This is a genomic window from Thermomonas fusca DSM 15424 (assembly GCF_000423885.1).
Lineage (GTDB): Bacteria > Pseudomonadota > Gammaproteobacteria > Xanthomonadales > Xanthomonadaceae > Thermomonas > Thermomonas fusca.
Genome location: NZ_AUIV01000014.1, coordinates 77,217 through 93,052 on the forward strand (window position 1 = coordinate 77,217; position 15,836 = coordinate 93,052).

General features: G+C 71.3%; 11 protein-coding genes and 1 tRNA gene. 3 read left to right on the forward strand and 9 right to left on the reverse strand.

Translation table 11 applies throughout. From position 1 onward, the window contains the following. Positions 1 to 5: 5 nt before the first annotated feature. The gene (locus tag G582_RS0108240; protein WP_028839430.1) at positions 6 to 1,766 is read left to right on the forward strand and encodes an ABC transporter transmembrane domain-containing protein; all 1,761 of its coding nucleotides are present in this window, start codon (positions 6 to 8) and stop codon (positions 1,764 to 1,766) included. A 55-nt stretch (positions 1,767 to 1,821) separates the two neighbouring features. Here the strand turns inward: G582_RS0108240 and G582_RS0108245 are convergent, their stop codons facing one another. Together G582_RS0108245 and G582_RS17230 are read right to left on the reverse strand one after the other, a co-directional pair. After that, the gene (locus tag G582_RS0108245) at positions 1,822 to 2,439 is read right to left on the reverse strand and encodes a YdbL family probable chaperone protein (RefSeq protein WP_028839431.1); all 618 of its coding nucleotides are present in this window, start codon (positions 2,437 to 2,439) and stop codon (positions 1,822 to 1,824) included. A 34-nt stretch (positions 2,440 to 2,473) separates the two neighbouring features. After that, positions 2,474 to 4,495: a translocation/assembly module TamB domain-containing protein gene (locus G582_RS17230; protein WP_051247024.1), complete on the reverse strand. Its 2,022-nt coding sequence runs from the start codon at positions 4,493 to 4,495 to the stop codon at positions 2,474 to 2,476. 33 nt (positions 4,496 to 4,528) lie between these two features. On the opposite strand from G582_RS17230, the gene G582_RS0108255 reads away from it, so the two are divergent. Beyond that, a complete protein-coding gene (locus G582_RS0108255) occupies positions 4,529 to 5,221 on the forward strand; it encodes an Hpt domain-containing response regulator (protein ID WP_028839432.1) in 693 nt (230 codons plus the stop codon). Positions 5,222 to 5,293: 72 nt separating this feature from the next. On the opposite strand, the gene pgi is transcribed toward G582_RS0108255, so the two are convergent. The 6 genes from pgi to pcnB all read right to left on the reverse strand — a co-directional run bounded on the left by pgi (position 5,294) and on the right by pcnB (position 10,975). Continuing rightward, positions 5,294 to 6,802: a glucose-6-phosphate isomerase gene (pgi, locus tag G582_RS0108260; protein ID WP_038053443.1), complete on the reverse strand. Its 1,509-nt coding sequence runs from the start codon at positions 6,800 to 6,802 to the stop codon at positions 5,294 to 5,296. Positions 6,803 to 6,807: 5 nt separating this feature from the next. After that, positions 6,808 to 7,188 (reverse strand): aspartate 1-decarboxylase, encoded by a 381-nt coding sequence (panD, locus tag G582_RS16050; RefSeq protein WP_038053446.1) that lies wholly within the window; start codon positions 7,186 to 7,188, stop codon positions 6,808 to 6,810. 109 nt (positions 7,189 to 7,297) lie between these two features. Then, positions 7,298 to 8,158, reverse strand: a complete 861-nt coding sequence (gene panC / locus G582_RS0108270) for a pantoate--beta-alanine ligase (protein WP_028839434.1) — start codon at positions 8,156 to 8,158, stop codon at positions 7,298 to 7,300. Between the two features lie 55 nt (positions 8,159 to 8,213). After that, the gene (gene panB, locus G582_RS0108275) at positions 8,214 to 9,029 is read right to left on the reverse strand and encodes a 3-methyl-2-oxobutanoate hydroxymethyltransferase (protein ID WP_028839435.1); all 816 of its coding nucleotides are present in this window, start codon (positions 9,027 to 9,029) and stop codon (positions 8,214 to 8,216) included. A 66-nt stretch (positions 9,030 to 9,095) separates the two neighbouring features. After that, the gene (gene folK, locus G582_RS0108280) at positions 9,096 to 9,599 is read right to left on the reverse strand and encodes a 2-amino-4-hydroxy-6-hydroxymethyldihydropteridine diphosphokinase (protein WP_028839436.1); all 504 of its coding nucleotides are present in this window, start codon (positions 9,597 to 9,599) and stop codon (positions 9,096 to 9,098) included. Between the two features lie 20 nt (positions 9,600 to 9,619). Beyond that, positions 9,620 to 10,975 (reverse strand): polynucleotide adenylyltransferase PcnB, encoded by a 1,356-nt coding sequence (pcnB, locus tag G582_RS16055; RefSeq protein ID WP_051247026.1) that lies wholly within the window; start codon positions 10,973 to 10,975, stop codon positions 9,620 to 9,622. 116 nt (positions 10,976 to 11,091) lie between these two features. Here pcnB and G582_RS0108290 point away from each other — a divergent pair. Continuing rightward, positions 11,092 to 11,167, forward strand: a tRNA-Glu gene (locus tag G582_RS0108290). Between the two features lie 197 nt (positions 11,168 to 11,364). Here G582_RS0108290 and G582_RS0108295 read toward each other — a convergent pair. Then, entirely contained in the window at positions 11,365 to 15,714 is a 4,350-nt protein-coding gene (locus G582_RS0108295) for a DEAD/DEAH box helicase (protein ID WP_028839437.1), read from the reverse strand. Between the last annotated feature and the right edge of the window lie 122 nt (positions 15,715 to 15,836).

Consider the following 15,836-nt stretch of genomic DNA (forward strand, 5'->3'; position numbering starts at 1 on the left):
CGCGCATGAACTCCCCCGCCCCGGCGCCGGCAAAGGCGCCCATCGGTTCGCTGCGCACGCTGTGGCCCTTCATCCGCCGCCATTCCGGCCTGTTCTCCGCCTGGCTGGTGGCGCTGGCCTGCTCGTCCACCGCCACCCTGAGCCTGCCGGTGGCGTTCCGGCAGATGATCGACCACGGTTTCAGCAGCGGCGCCAACATCGACCGCACCTTCGCCTTCGTGCTGGCGGTGATCGTGGCGCTGGCGCTGGCCACTGCCGCGCGCTACTTCTTCGTCACCCTGCTCGGCGAGCGCGTGGTCGCCGACCTGCGCAGCCGCCTGTACGCGCACCTGCTCGACCTCGACGCCGGCTTCTACGATCGCAGCCGCAGCGGCGAGCTGGTCTCGCGCCTGACCGCGGATGCCGAACTGCTGCGCAGCGTGATCGCTTCCAGCATGTCGGTGGCCCTGCGCAGCAGCGTCACCGTGATCGGTTCGATGGTGATGCTGTTCGTCACCAGTCCGAAGCTGGCGGCTTGGGCGTTGCTGGGCATCCCGTTGGCGGTGGCGCCGATCGTGATGGGCGCGCGCCGCATCCAGAAGGTCTCGCGCGCCAGCCAGGACCGCATCGCCGACGCCAACGCGCTGGCCACCGAAGCGCTGGGCGCGGTGCGCACGGTGCAGGCGCATTCGCGCGAGGCCTACGAACGCGGCCGCTACGCACAGGCGATGGCGAGCGCCGTGGCCACCGCGCGCAAGCGCATCGGCGCGCAGGCGCTGGTGACCGGGGTCGCCATCACCCTGATCTTCGGCGCGGTGATCGTGGTGCTGTGGTCGGGCGCGCACGACGTCATCGCCGGCCGCCTCAGCGCCGGCGCGTTGGGCCAGTTCGTGATGTACGCGCTGATCGGCGGCGGCTCGGTGGGCGCGCTGGCGGAAGTCTGGAACGAACTGCAGAAGGCCGCCGGCGGCATGGGCCGCATCCACGAACTGCTGCAGGAAGCGCCGGCCATCGCCGCACCGGCCCAGCCCAGGGCCCTGCCGGTGCCGGTGCGCGGCGAGATCGCGTTCGAGAACGTTACTTTCCACTACCCGCAGCGCCCCGACGCCGCCGCGCTGGCCGGCTTCAGCCTGCGCGTGCGCCCGGGCGAGACGGTGGCGCTGGTGGGGCCGTCCGGCGCCGGCAAGAGCACCGTGTTTGGGATGCTGCTGCGCTTCCACGATCCGCAGTCCGGCCGCATCGCGCTGGATGGCATCGACCTCCGCGACCTCGATCCCACCGTCCTGCGCGAAGCGCTGGCGCTGGTGCCGCAGGCGCCGGCGATCTTTGCCGCCAGCGCCGCCGACAACATCCGCTACGGCCGGCTGGAGGCCAGTGATGCCGATGTGCGCAAAGCCGCGGAATCGGCCGAGGCCGACGACTTCCTCGACGCCCTGCCGGACGGTTTCGCCAGCGAACTGGGCGAACGCGGCGCGCGCCTGTCCGGCGGCCAGCAGCAGCGCATCGCCATCGCCCGCGCGCTGCTCAAGGACGCGCCGGTGCTGCTGCTGGACGAGGCCACCTCGGCACTGGACGCGCACAGCGAGCGCGCCGTGCAGACCGCGCTGGAACACCTGATGGAAGGCCGCACCACGCTGGTGGTGGCGCACCGCCTGGCCACCGTGCTCAAGGCCGACCGCATCGTGGTGATGGACCACGGCCGCATCGTCGCCGAAGGCACCCACGCCGAACTGCTGGCGCAGGGCGGCCTGTACGCGGAGCTGGCGAAGCTGCAGTTCCTCGACTGACGGCGCCAAACAAAACGCCCGGCATTGCCGGGCGTCCTGCGTCATCCAGCCGCGTTTACTTCTGCTTCCAGCTGCCGCCGGACTGGTACCACCAGCCGGCCTTCGCGCTGGCGATCCACTGCTTGGCGAACACGCCGCGAATCTGCTCTTCCCACTCCGGATGGCCGTTTGCCACCGCCACTTCGCGATAGACCGCCTTGCGGTCGCGGTTGTCGTCGGCAACCGCCGAGTTCATCGCCACGCGATCCTTCAGCTCCACTTTCGAGGCGTCGCGCACGGTGATCAGGCCGTCGGCGGTGAAACCCAGTGCGCCGCTGTCGAAGCCCGCCCGCAGGGTCGCGTTGAAGCGGGCTTCCATGCGCGACTGGATGGCCTGGATGGCCGGCGTCTTCAGGCTGATGTCGGGCGCGGACTGCGCGCGCGCACTGCCGATGCCGACCAGCGCCCACGGGTCGATACCGGACAGGTCCAGCTCGATGCGACGCTCCAGCATCGCCATGCCGCCACCGGCCGGGGGTTCCTTGATCTCGACCTTGTCGGCTTCGTTGATGACCTTATCGACGAACTCCTTGGCCGCTTCCTTGGCTTCCGCCGCCGGGAAATACACGTTGATCGTCACGCATGCGCTGAGCAGCAGCACCGCCGCGACCGGCATGCCCATCCAGTGTTTCATCGCCTTGCTCCTTGGTTCGTCCAACTCGATTGCATCAGTCCACCACCGGCGCCACGTCGCCCTTGCCGGCCGCGATCAGGCGTTCCACCAGCGTCGGCCAGTCCACCGCGCGATTGAAGCCCACCACATCCAGGCGCGGCAGGCCGCTGCCTTCGACGATAGTAAAGGCGTTGCCCGCTGAACGCAGGCCCGACATCGCGCAGACCTGGTTCTCCAGCCGGCAGCCGATGCCGATGCGGCGGTAGCCGAAGTCGGAGAACAGGCCGATCAGCTGGCCCTGCAGGCTGGTGATGAAGGAGGCGTCGCCGACGCTGCTGATGTCCTGCACCGCGCGCTGGCTGATCCGCTGGCGCACGCCCGGCGCCTCGTCGGTGATGAAGCGCGCATCGAAGGCCACCGGCGTCCAGTCCACCAGCCGCAGGCCGTGGACGCGGCCATCCAAGCGCCCAGTGATGCTGCCGAAACCCAGCACTTCGGTCAGCCGCAGCAGGTCCAGATCATCCATCGCGATGTCGGCACTCAGGCTGGGCGCGGTGCCGAACGGGCGCTCCAGCGCCAGCGAGGAAAACGCCACCCGGCCGTCGAACAGGCCCAGCGACAGCCCACCGTCGAAATCGATGCGGTCGTTGGCGTAGTGCACGCGCGGCAGGTCGCCATCCAGCCTGCCCTGGAACGCCGGCAGGCCCAGCGCCTGCGAGACCTTGCCGAAATCGATGCCCGCCAGCCGCATGCCGAAGCGGATATCGGCGCCTGCGCCATGCTGTGGCGGCCGGATCACCACGTCGCGCAGGCCCAGCCGGCCACCCAGCATCGGCATCTCCACCGTGCCGTCCACGCGCAGCGCACCATCGGCGCTGGCGAACGGCAGCCGGGCGGCGCCGAAGACCAGGCCATACAGCTGGCCGCCGTCCCACTGCAGTGCGCTGGCAACCGGCGCGCCGGCGGAATAGCGCAGGTCGCCGCGCAGGCCGTCGAACACGAAACGCTGGGCGGGGTCGCGCAGATCCACGCCGTGCAGGTGCGCGTCGATGCCGGCCAGCTGGCCGCCGGCCATCCGCGCGTCGATGTCGATGGCACCGTGCAGGTCGACCTCGCCCAGCCCCATCAGGCCCATCCAGCCGGACAGGTAGCGCGGCCGCAGCGGCGCCATGTCGGCGCTGCGCGCGTGCACGTCCAGCGCCTGCAGGGCGCCGTCCGGCGCCAGCGCGGCGCTGGCGTTGGCCACCAGCGCATCGCCGTCGCGCCATTCGATCCGCGGCAGCTGCCAGCCGGCGTCGCCGCGCCGCTCCGCCTCCACCCGCAGCCCCACCGGCGTGGCCGGCAGCGCCACGTAAGTATTGCCGGCGAGGAACTCGCCGCCATGCAGTTCTCCGATCACCGCCACCTGCGCCAACCCGCCGCCGCTGCGGTAATCGAGCTGCAGGGCGCCGCCCAGCCCCTCGCCGACGATGCTGGAATCGGCATTCTCGAAGCTCGCGCCACCTAGCTTCAGCAGCCCATCCACCCGCAGCGGCGCGCGCACGGGCGTTGCCAGCCGCAGCTGCCCGTCCAGCGTGCCCGCCTTCAGCCGCCCCTCCGGCCATGCCTGCGCCAGCAGCGCCTGTGCCCAGGCCAGCGGCACCGCGCGCAGGTCGAAGCGGGTGAGATCGGGCGCGGCGACGGTGCGGTCCAGCGCCAACCGGGCCTCACCGCGCGCCAGCGAAGCGTGGGTGGTCACGGCGTCGAAGGCCAGCGCCAGCCGCAGCGGCGCGGCATGACCCTCGCGCAGTTCGCCTGCGCACTGCCAGCCGCCACGCGGGGTGCGTTGCAGCGGGCAGCGCCAGTGCAGGTCTCGGAAGCGGTAGCCGAGGTCCGGCGCATCCACCCGACCGGCCCACAGCTGCAGTTCGCCGGCCGCCGCGCCATCCGGCCAGTCCAGCCGCAGCCGCACCTGTTCCAGCGTCGCCACCCCGGTGGTGACCTTGGCCACCCGCGCCTGCGCCACCCGCGCCGACGCCGCAGGGGCGGCAAGCACCGCCAACAGGCACAGGCAAAGCGTTAGCATCGGGCGCGACATCCACGCAGCATACAAAGCCCCGATGGTGCCGCGATGAATCATTCCCCCGCCCCTGCGCTTCCGCGCCTGCTGCTGGTCGAGGACGATCTGGTCAACGCCGCCTTCCTCGCCGGCGCCAGCGCCGCGCTGCCCGCCGAGGTGGTGCAGGCAGGCAGCCTGGCCGAGGCCGAAGCGGCGTGCCGCGGTGCGGACTTCGACCTGTTCCTGTTGGATGCCAACCTGCCCGACGGCCGCGGCGAAGACCTGCTGCGCAGCCTGCGCGGCGCCGGCATCACCAGCGTCGCGCTGGCGCATACCGCGGATGTGGACGATGCGCTGCACACGCGCCTGTTGGCGGCCGGCTTCGTCGCGGTGCTGCGCAAGCCGCTGTCGGTGGCGACGCTGCATGCCGCGCTGCGTCGCTGGCTGCCGGCTGCCGAAACGCCGCGGCCCTGCTGGGACGACGCCGCGGCGCTGGCCGCGCTGGGCGGCCAGGCCGCGCACGTGCAGGCGCTGCGCGGGATGTTCCTCGACGAGCTGCCGGCGCAGCGCGGACGCATCGCCCTGGCGGTCGCGGACGGCGACGCCGCGACGATCCGGGCCGAACTGCACAAGCTAGTCGCCAGCTGCGGCTTCGTCGGCGCGGCGCGACTGGGCGATGCGGTGCAGGCCATGCGTGCGGCGCCGCTGGAGGCGGAGGCGCTGCGGGCGCTGGACGCTGCCGTTGCCGAGCTGTTGCCCGGGTAAACACCCGGCGCGGAACCGGGCGGGCTGCGACGTGTCGGGCAGGGCGCGCGCGCTGCCTGCGCCGCGCATCCCTCAGGAAGCGGCGCCCCGCAGTTCCGCCAGCAGCGCGCGGGTCACCGGATCATCGGCGTCGCGCTCACCGCTCAGCGCCGGCAGCAGAGCGTTGGCGACCTGCTTGCCCAGCTCCACGCCGAACTGGTCGAAGGCATTGATGCCCCACAGGACCGACTGCAGGTAGACACTGTGCTCATACAGCGCGATCAGCATGCCCAGCGATTGCGGGGTCAGCGCGTCCAGCAGCAGCAGCGTGCTGGGACGGTTGCCGGGATAGCGCCGGTGCGGATCTTCGCTGTCGCGGCCATTCGCCAGCGCCTCGGTCTGCGCCAGCAGGTTGGCCAGCAGCGCGGCGTGGTTGGCAACGTGCGGGTGGTCGGCCCTGGCCACGCCGATGAAATCCGCCGGCACCACCTGCGTGCCCTGGTGCAGGGCTTGGAAGAAGCTGTGCTGGGTATCGGTGCCGGCACCGCCCCACCACACCGGGACGGTGTGCCACTCGGTCTCGCGGCCATCCAGCCGCACCGACTTGCCGAGGCTTTCCATCACCAGCTGCTGCAGGTAGCTGGGCAACAGGCGCAGGCGATCGTCGTAGGGCAGCACGGCCTGGGTGGACGCGTGCAGGCCGTTGCGGTTCCAGATCGCGGTCAACGCATGCCAGACCGGCAGGTTGTCGCGCAGCGGCGCGTGCAGGGCGTGGGCATCCAACGCAGCCGCGCCTTCCAGCAGCGCCTCGAAGCGGTCCATCCCCAGCGCCAGCGCGATCGGGAAGCCCACCGCCGACCACAGCGAGTAGCGGCCTCCCACCCAGTCCCACATCGGCAGGGTGCGCTCGGGCGGGATACCGAAGTCGGCGACCCGCTGGGCATTGGTGCTGACGGCATAGAGGCGCTCGTCGTCCCCCAGCCAGGCGCGGACGATGCCGCCGTTCAGCAGCGTCTCCTGCGTGCCGAAGCTCTTGGAAATCATGATCGCGGCGGTGCGCCGCGGGTCCAGCCCGGCCAGCACGCGGCGCGCCGCGTTGCCGTCCACGTTGGACAGGAAATGCACCCGGAAGCGCGCATCCGGCTGCGCCAGCGCATCGACGATCAGGCGCGGTCCGAGGTCGGAACCACCGATGCCGATGCTGACGATGTCGGTGACGTCGCTGGCGGCCAGCGCGTCGACCAGCTCGCGCATGCGCAGCTGCGTGGACAGTGCCTGCGCCCGTGCCGCCAGCGCAAAGGCGGAACCGACGGCGGGCCCGCGCAGCGCGCCGTGCAGCGCCGCCCGCCCCTCGGTCACGTTGACCTCTTCGCCCGCCAGCAGCTGCCGCATCGCCGCGGCCAGGTCCGCGCGTTCCGCGATCGCGAACAGCGCATCCAGCGCTTCGCGGTCATACCGCTGGCGCGCGAAGTTGGCGTAGAGCGGGCCGCAGCGCAGGGCGAAATCGCCGGCGCGGGCGGGATCGGCGGCCAGCAGGGCCGCCAGCGTGGTGCCGGAAAGCCGGTCGGCCTGCGCCTCCAGACCCCCCAGCAGGCCAGCCATCCCGGTCAGGCCGCCTGCTTGGGCATGGAGTGGTTGGTGTGGGTCAGCCGGTTGTCGCGGTCCACGTACACACAGGTCGGCTTGTGCGCCGCGGCTTCCTCGGCATCGCACTGCACGTAGGCGCAGATGATGACCAGGTCGCCGACGCGGGACTTGTGCGCGGCCGCGCCGTTCACCGAGATCACCCCGCTGCCTTCCTCGCCGCGGATCGCGTAGGTGGAGTAGCGCTCGCCGCTGGTGACGTCGTAGATGTCGATGCGCTCGTATTCGCGGATGCCGGCGATGTCGAGCAGGCGACCGTCGATCGCGCAGGAGCCTTCGTAATGCAGCTCGGCGTGGGTGACGGTGGCGCGGTGGATCTTGCCCTTGAGCAGGGTGAGTTGCATGGTTTTCGACTCCGGTGGAACCGGCCGGATGTCCGGCCCGCGGGAAAAGTATAGGGCGCGCTTTCCGCGCTGCAACAAATGGCCTTCACGGCCCGGGCGGCAGCGCTTGTCAGGCGCGCGCGGCGAGCTCGAATTCGAGGTTGTCGATCAGCCGGGTCCGCCCCAGCCGCGCGGCGATCAGCGCCACCAGCGGGCCGGGCTGGCCGTCCACCGGCTCGCTGAAATCCGGGCGCCGCAGCACCGCGTAATCGGGCACGAAGCCGGCGGCGCGCAGGGCGGCGTCGGCCTCGGCCTCGACCTGCGCCCGCGGCGCGCCGGCCTGCGCGGCATCGCGCATCGCCAGCAGGGTGCGGTGGATCGCCGGCGCGGTCGCCCGCTCCTGTGCCGACAGGTACTGGTTGCGCGAGCTCATCGCCAGCCCGTCATGCTCGCGCACGATCTCGCCGGCCAGGATCTGCACCGGCATCTGCAGGTCGGCGACCATCTGCCGGATCACCGCCAGCTGCTGGAAATCCTTGCGCCCGAACGCCGCCACGTCCGGCTGCACCTGGTTGAACAGGCGCGTCACCACTGTGCACACGCCATCGAAATGGCCGGGCCGGCAGGCGCCTTCCAGCACCGCGCTGACGCCCGGCACCTGTACCTTCGCCGCCAGCTCCACGCCGAACGGATACATCGCCTCCACTTCCGGCAGCCACAGCACGTCGCAGCCGGCGGCTTGCAGCCCGCTGGTGTCGGCATCGGGGGTGCGCGGATAGCGGGTGAAGTCCTCGCTCGGGCCGAACTGGGTGGGATTGACGAACACGCTGGAGACCACGCGGTCGCTGTGCTGCCGCGCCAGCGTCACCAGCGAATAGTGGCCGGCATGCAGGTTGCCCATGGTGGGCACGAAGCCGACCCGCAGGCCCTCGCGCCGCCAGTTGGCGATGGTGGCGCGCAGTTGTTCGAGTCGGGTGATGGTCTGGATCACATGGGTCGCCTGGATGGCCGCCGGCTTTCCCGCTCGGGGAAGCGTGGCTGCGCTGCTAGCTGTAGGAATGCGCCTTGTCCGGGAATGCGCCGCTGCGCACCGCCTCGGCATAGGCGCGCAGGGCGCCGGCGATGGAACCGCCTTCGGCAAGGAAATCCTTGACGAACTTGGGCTTGCGGTGGCCGGTATCGATGCCCAGCAGGTCGTGCAGCACCAGCACCTGGCCATCGCAGCCGGGGCCGGCGCCAATCCCGATGGTCGGAATCGGGCTGGCCGCGGTGATTTCGGCAGCAAGCTCCGCCGGCACGCCCTCCAGCACCAGCAGGGCCGCGCCCGCATCGGCCACGGCCAGCGCTTCCGCGCGCAGCCGCTCGGCACCTGACTGCTCGCGCCCCTGCACCTTGAAGCCGCCCATCTTCAGCACCGACTGCGGGGTCAGGCCCAGATGCGCGCAGACCGGGATCTCGCGGTCGACCAGGAAGCGGATCGTCTCCAGCTTGTGGCCAGCGCCCTCCAGCTTGACCATCGCCGCGCCGGCCTGGATGAAGCGCACCGCCGCCGCATGCGCCTGTTCCGGCGTGGCGTCGCTGCCGAACGGGAAGTCGGCGATCTTCAGCGCGTGGCTGGCGCCGCGAGCGACCGCGGCAGTGTGATAGACGATGTCCTCCACCCGCACCGGCAGCGTGGATTCGTGCCCCTGCACCACCATGCCCAGCGAATCGCCGATCAGGATCAGGTCGATGCCGACATCGTCCAGCACCCGCGCGAAACTGGCGTCGTAGCAGGTCAGCATGGTCAGCCGGCGGCCCGCCTCTCGTGCCTGGGCGAGCTGCGGCACGCTCCAGGACTTCTGTTCGGCATGTACGCTCATCGCGGTTTCCGGCAGGTCGGGGGCGGCATTATCGCGCAGAACCCGCAGCGGGCCGCTTGCGCCGGGTCAAGCACCTTCGATTGCGTCCACGCCGGCGCTGTCGACATGCCGCAACGCCTCGCCCACGCTGCCGTGGCCGGGGAACGGCTGGTCGGCGGCGATCTCGGCCAGCGGCACCAGCGCGAACGCGCGCTCGTGCAGATGCGGATGCGGCACGCGCAAACCCGGAACATCGATCCGTTGCTGGCCATACAACAGCAGGTCCAGATCGAGCACGCGCGGGCCCCAGCGCGTTGCGGCCGCCTCGCCGTCGCGCAGCCGACCGGCCGCGCGCTCGATGGCCAGCAGCTGCGCCAGCAGCGCCTGCGGCGCGAGCCGGGTTTCCAGCAGCGCCGCCGCGTTGACGTAGTCCGGCTGGTCGGTGCGGCCCCAGGCCGGCGTGCGGTACAGGCGAGAGGTCGCCAGCAGGCGGCTCTCGGGCAGCGCCGCCAGCGCGCGGAAGGCAGCGCGCAGCGCCTGCGCGGGATCGCCGAGGTTGCCGCCCAGGCCGATGCAGGCCCTTGCCGGCATCGAGGCGGCTGGTTGTTCGCTCACGACCTGCGGCGGCGGCGACGGCGGCGCGGCGCGGCGGCGGCATCCGGATCAGCTTCGGCTTCCGCGTCGTCGTCCTCAGGCTCGCTCACGTCGTCGGCCTCGCTGGCGGCCACGGCGACCGCCGGCTGCAGCTGCACTTCGCGCCAGAACGCGACATCGTCGGCATGTGAATCCGACGCGGCCAGGCGCAGCTCGAGGAAGTCGATGGCGGCGCGGAAGCGCGGATGCGCCAGCAGCCGGAACACGCGCTTGCGCTGGCGCAGCGAGAACCGCGGCTGCATCAGCCAGATCTCCTGCATCGGCAGCGAGAAGCGTCGCGGCAGCGCGGTGCGCGCGACCTGGTGCATGGTCACCCGATCAGCGGCGCGGCGTTGCGCCTCGACAGCGTGCACGCCCTGCGCCTGCAGCTGCGCCAGCGCGCGGCAGTAAGCCGGCCACAGCAGCACCGCGAACAGGAAGGCCGGCGACACCGGCTCGTCGTTGGCCACGCGTGCGTCGGTATTGCGCAGCCCCTGCACCAGCATCCGCCGCAGCGCGCCGGACTTGTTGGAAGTCAGCGCCTTGGCGGTTTCCGGCAGCAGCGCCGGCAGCAGGCCGTGCGCTTCCAGGTGTTCGAAGCCGGCGACCGCATGGCCGGACAGGAACAGCTTGAGGGTTTCCTCGAACAGCCGCGCCGGCGAGGCGTCGGCAAGCAGCGGCGCCAGCCGCGGCAGCGGCTCGGCGGTGGCGGCCTCGATGGTGAAGCCCAGCTTCGCCGCCAGCCGCGCCGCGCGCAGCATGCGCACCGGGTCTTCGCGGTAGCGCGCTTCCGGCTCGCCGATCAGCCGCAGCAAGCGCGCCCCCACGTCGGCATAGCCGCCCACGTAGTCGCGCACCGAGAAGTCCTCGATCGCGTAATACAGCGCGTTGGCGGTGAAGTCGCGCCGCACCGCGTCGTCCTCGATGCTGCCGTAGATGTTGTCGCGCAGCAGGCGGCCACCGTCGTCGGTCTGGCGGTCGCCGTCGTCGTCGCCGCCGTTGGCGCGGAAGGTGGCGACTTCGATGATCTCGCGGCCGTAGACCACGTGCGCCAGCCGGAACCGGCGGCCGATCAGCCGGCAGTTGCGGAACAGCGCCTTGACCTGCTCGGGGGTGGCGTCGGTGGCGATGTCGAAATCCTTGGGCTCGCCGCCGATCAGCAGGTCGCGCACCGCGCCACCGACCAGATAGCCGCCGAACCCGGCTTCGCGCAGGCGGTACAACACCCGCAGCGCATTGGGACTCATCTGTTTGCGGGAAACACCGTGAACGTCGCGCGTGATCACGCGCAGTTCCGGGACGACGGGAAAGATTGGGCTTTCGGTTTGGGTCATGCGCTGCGATTGGCGGAAACGGGGCGTTGCCAGAGGCAGACGCAGCCTTTTATACTAGCAAGCTCGACGCGCCATCCGGCAATGTCGGGCCGGTCGTCCAACCGGCTGCACCCAATGCTCCCTTCGTCTAGAGGCCCAGGACGTGGCCCTCTCAAGGCTAAAACACGGGTTCGAATCCCGTAGGGAGCGCCATACAACGCAAAAAGCCCTCGCGCCGCAAGCGCGGGGGCTTTTTGCGTTGTACGTCCTTGAGGTTCGAACCCGTAGGGTTCGACGGATTCGCCGGGAGCGAATCCGGACAGCCGAAGGCTGCCCGTAGCGTAGCGAAGGGCGCGGCACAGGGATGTGCCGCGTCTATCCCGTGGCTCCAGATGACAGTAGCGCCCGCTTCAGCCTCGCTCCGCATGCAACCCCAACGGATCCGCCATCGGCCGCGATCCCGGTGCCTGCGACGCCCTGCCCCGCACCCCCGGCTCGCGCAGCAACGCCACCTTCGCCGCGTGCGTATCGGCGGGCGCCAACCCCGGCAAAGCGCGGAACTCACCGCCCACCAACGATGCCACCGGCACGCCGTCGCGCAGCAGCAACCGCGCGCCCGGCTGGCGCGGCACCTTGTCGCCGGCCAGCAGGGTACCGGCCAGATTGAGCGGGTCGCTGGCTGACACCGCGATCATCACGCCATCATGCGGACGCTTGCGGATCGCGCGCAGCGCCGCCACCGCTTCCGGCAGGGCGAACTGCTGGCCAACCACACCGGCCAGGAAGCGCCCGCCGCGGATCTCGCCCCGCGCTTCCAGCCGCTGGTACTCGCGCAGCAGTTCGCGCCAGGGCGGCAGCCACGCGGCTTCGCGTTCCAGCAGCCGCCAGCAGACCACGCCGTAGCGGCGCAGCAGCACGCGGGCGACGTGTTCGATGGCGGCGGGATCCTGCGCAGCCTCCGCCGCGGGCCGCACCATCAGGCTCCACCGCCCCGCATCCGCAATCCCGGTCAACGAAGCGCGGCGACCGTTGCGCGCATAGCTGGACGGCTTCTTCGCCGCCGGCAGCAGCAGCGCGCGCAGGCCGGAGAAGCTGTCGCAGCTGGCGCGGCCACGCGCAACCAGTTCGGCCAGCGCGTTCTCCAGCTCGGTTTCCAGCAGGCGCGCGGCGTCCAGCAGTTCCTCGAAGAACAGCGCACCGCGCTGGCGCAGGCAGTCCTCCACCTTCTGCGCGCGCGACGACAGCGGCGCGTCCTCGCCGGGCTGCTGACCGGCCGCCAACCCGGTCCACCGGCCCAGCTCCCGGCGCGGCAGCAGCACGATGGGCGCGGCGCGCACCAGCGTCGCCCCGCCCTCGCCACCCGTACGCAGGCGCGCCCATGCAATGCGCCCGGCGCCGCACAGGTCGTCCAGCCAGGCGATGGAATAGTCCTTGACCCTGGCAAGCAGCAGCTCGCTTTCCCACGCGCCGGCGGCGGCCTCGAAGCCCTCCAGCTGCGCCAGCACGCCGGCCAGCGCATCCGGGCCCTGCACGCGCGTGGCAGGTGACAGCCGCTGCCAGTCGCACAGGAAGCGCACGTAGTCGCGCACGTCCACCGGCTCGATCTCGCGCCGCAGCCGCGCCACGGTGTTGCGGTGGATGCGTGCCAGCAGCAGCCGTTCGCACCACTCATCGCAGGCGGCGTCGGGGCGGAAGCGGCCGCGCATGGCGTAGCCCTCCTGCTCCAGCGCCATCAGCGCGAAATCGACCTCATCCGCTGGCACCGCCAGGATGGCGGCGAGCGCCTGCGCGGTGGTGACCCCGGATGCGGACAGGCGGCTGCGCACCAGTTCGCGCAGGGCATCCTCGCGCGACCAGTCCGCGGCATAGCTGGCGGGGACCGCGACATCCGGCGCGATGGCCGCGTCCGGATGCAACGCGCGCAGCTGCGGCAGGCGCTCGGTGGCGGTCCACAGCCCTGCCGCGCCGGCATCCAGCACGGTGGCGCGCGCTTCTCCCGCCAGCCGCTCCAGCAACGGCAGCCAGCCCGATGCCTCGGCCTCGCCCGCCGTGACCACGCCCAGCGCCATCAGCGCGTCGTGCATCTCGTCCGAGGTCCCCGCCAGCGGCCAGGCATCCTCGGCCACCGCGTCGATCGCACCCGGATCGAGCCGGCCAAGGTCACCGGCCTGAGTGGCACCGCCGCGGCCGCGCGCGACCACCGCCTGGGTGCGTCGCTCCTCCAGCGGTGCGTCATCGAGGAAGGCATACGGCCGCGCGCTCAGCACTTCGGCGGTGAACGGCGAGGGCCCGGTCAGATCGCGCGCGGTCACCTGCACGTCGCCAGATTCCAGCCCGCGCAGCAGCGCCAGCCAGCCGTCCACGTCCATGGCCTCGAACAGGCAATCCTGCAGGGTCTGCGCCACCAGCGGGTGGTCGGGCACTTCGCGCTCGCCGACGATGTTTTCCAGGCACGCCACCTGGTCGGGGAACACCGTCGCCATCAGGTCTTCCGACTTCATCCGCTGCAGCTGCGGCGGGACCTTCTTGCCGCCGGTGAAGCGCGGCAGCGCCAGCGCGGTGGTGGCATTCCAGCGGAAACGCGCCGGGAACAGCGGCGCGTCCAGCAGCGCCTGCACCAGCACGTCCTTGGCGCTGGCCGAATGCAGGTAGCCGATCACTTCGATCAGCGGGAAGCTGTGGCTGGTGGACAGCGACAGGATGATCGCGTCCTCGGTGGCCGCCGCCTGCAGCTCGAAGTTGAACTTGCGGCAGAAGCGCTTGCGCAGCGCCAGCCCCCAGGCCTTGTTGATCCGGCTGCCGTAGGGCGAATGGATCACCAGCTGGGTGCCGCCGGACTCGTCGAAGAAGCGCTCCAGCGCGATGTGCTGCTGGGTTGGCAGCATGCCGAAGCCGGCCAGCTGCGCGGCGGCGTAGGCGACGATCTGCGCGGCGGCGGATTCACCCAGCGCCAGTTCGTCGCGCAGCCAGCCCAGCGCCGCGGCTTCGCCTTCGCGCTCCAGTTTTTCCTGCAGCAGCGCGCGGAAGCGCGACACGCTGGCCGACAGCTCGATGCTGCGCCCCGGCGCCTCGCCCAGCCAGAACGGGATGCTGGGCGGCTGGCCCTGCGCGTCCTCCACCCGCACCCGGCCGCTTTCCACGCGCAGGATCCGGTAGCTGGCGTTGCCGAGCTGGAACACGTCGCCAGCGATGCTTTCGATGGCGAAGTCTTCGTTGACGGTGCCGATCTGGATCGCCTGCGGCTCCAGCACCACCGCGTAGTCGCCGACGTCGGGGATGGTGCCGCCGGACTGCGTCGCGGTCAGGCGCGCGCCCTTGCGCCCGCGCAGCTTGCGGTGCACGGCGTCGCGATGCAGGTAGCTGGCGCGCTGGCCATAGCGGGTGGAAAAGCCCTCCGCCAGCATCTTCAGCAGGCCATCGAACTCCTCCCGCGGCAGCGACGCATACGGCCATGCCCGCCGCACCAGCGCGAACAGTTCGTCCTCGTCCCATTCGCGCGCCGCCACCTCGGCCACGATCTGCTGCGCCAGCACGTCGCGCGGCGCCGGCGGCATGATCAGCGCATCCAGTTCGCCGCGGCGCACGCTGTCCAGCAGGGCCGCGCATTCCATCAGCTCGTCGCGGGTGGCGGCGAACAACCTCCCCTTGGGCACGCCGCCGACCTGGTGGCCGGCACGCCCCACCCGCTGCAGGAAGGCGGCGATGCTGCGCGGCGACCCGATCTGGCAAACCAGCTCGACATCGCCGATATCGATGCCCAGCTCCAGCGAGGCAGTCGCCACCAACACCTTCAGCCCGCCGCGCTTGAGCCGCTGCTCGGCATCCAGCCGCAGCTCCTTGGCCAGCGAACCGTGGTGCGCGGCCACGTGCTCCTTGCCCAGCAACTCGCCGAGGTGGCGGGCCGCGCGCTCCGCCATCCGGCGGGTATTGACGAAGACCAGGGTGGTCGCGTGCTGCTCCACCAGTTCGGCGATGCGCGAGTACACCAGCTCCCACTGCGCGTTCGACATCACCGCCTCCAGCGGTACCGGCGGCAGTTCCAGCGCAAGATCGCGCTGGCGCGCGTGGCCGATATCGACGATGGCGCAATCGCGTGCGCCTGCACCTGTCAGGAACTTCGCCACTTCCTCGATCGGCTTCTGCGTCGCCGACAGCCCGACGCGCGTGGCCCGCCGCCCGGTCAGCGCGTCCAGCCGCTCCAGCGACAGCGCCAGGTGGCTGCCGCGCTTGTTCTGCACCAGCGCGTGGATTTCGTCGACGATCACCGTGCGCACGCCGGCCAGCATCGCCCGCCCGGACTCCGAGCCCAGCAGCACGTAAAGCGATTCCGGGGTGGTGGCGAGGATGTGCGGCGGCCGCTTGCGATGCAGGGCGCGCTCGGACTGCGGCGTGTCGCCGGTGCGCACCGCCGTGCGGATGGCGACGTCCGGCAGGCCCAGCGCTGCCAGCTCGGCGCGGATGCCCTCCAGCGGCGCGTCCAGGTTGATGTGGATGTCGTTGGACAGTGCCTTCAGCGGCGAGACGTACAGCACCAGGGTGGTATCCGGCAGCCCCTGCGACAGGCCTTCCCGCACCAGCGCGTCGATCGCGGTGAGGAAGGCGGTCAGGGTCTTGCCCGAGCCGGTAGGCGCGGCCACCAGGGTGTCGCGGCCGGCGGCAATGGCCGGCCAGGCCGCGATCTGCGCCTGCGTGGGCGCCGGAAACGCGTGCGCGAACCAGCCGGCGACAGCGGGATGGAGGCCGCCCAGGGCTGCATGCAGCGGCACTTGCTCAGGCATGCCGGCATTATCCGTCGCCCCGGGAGGCGTCGGATGAATGGCGTGCTGAAAGGCGAAGCGGATCTGCGCGTTCACCCCCGCAGGCTGCGGCGCGTGTGTCTCAC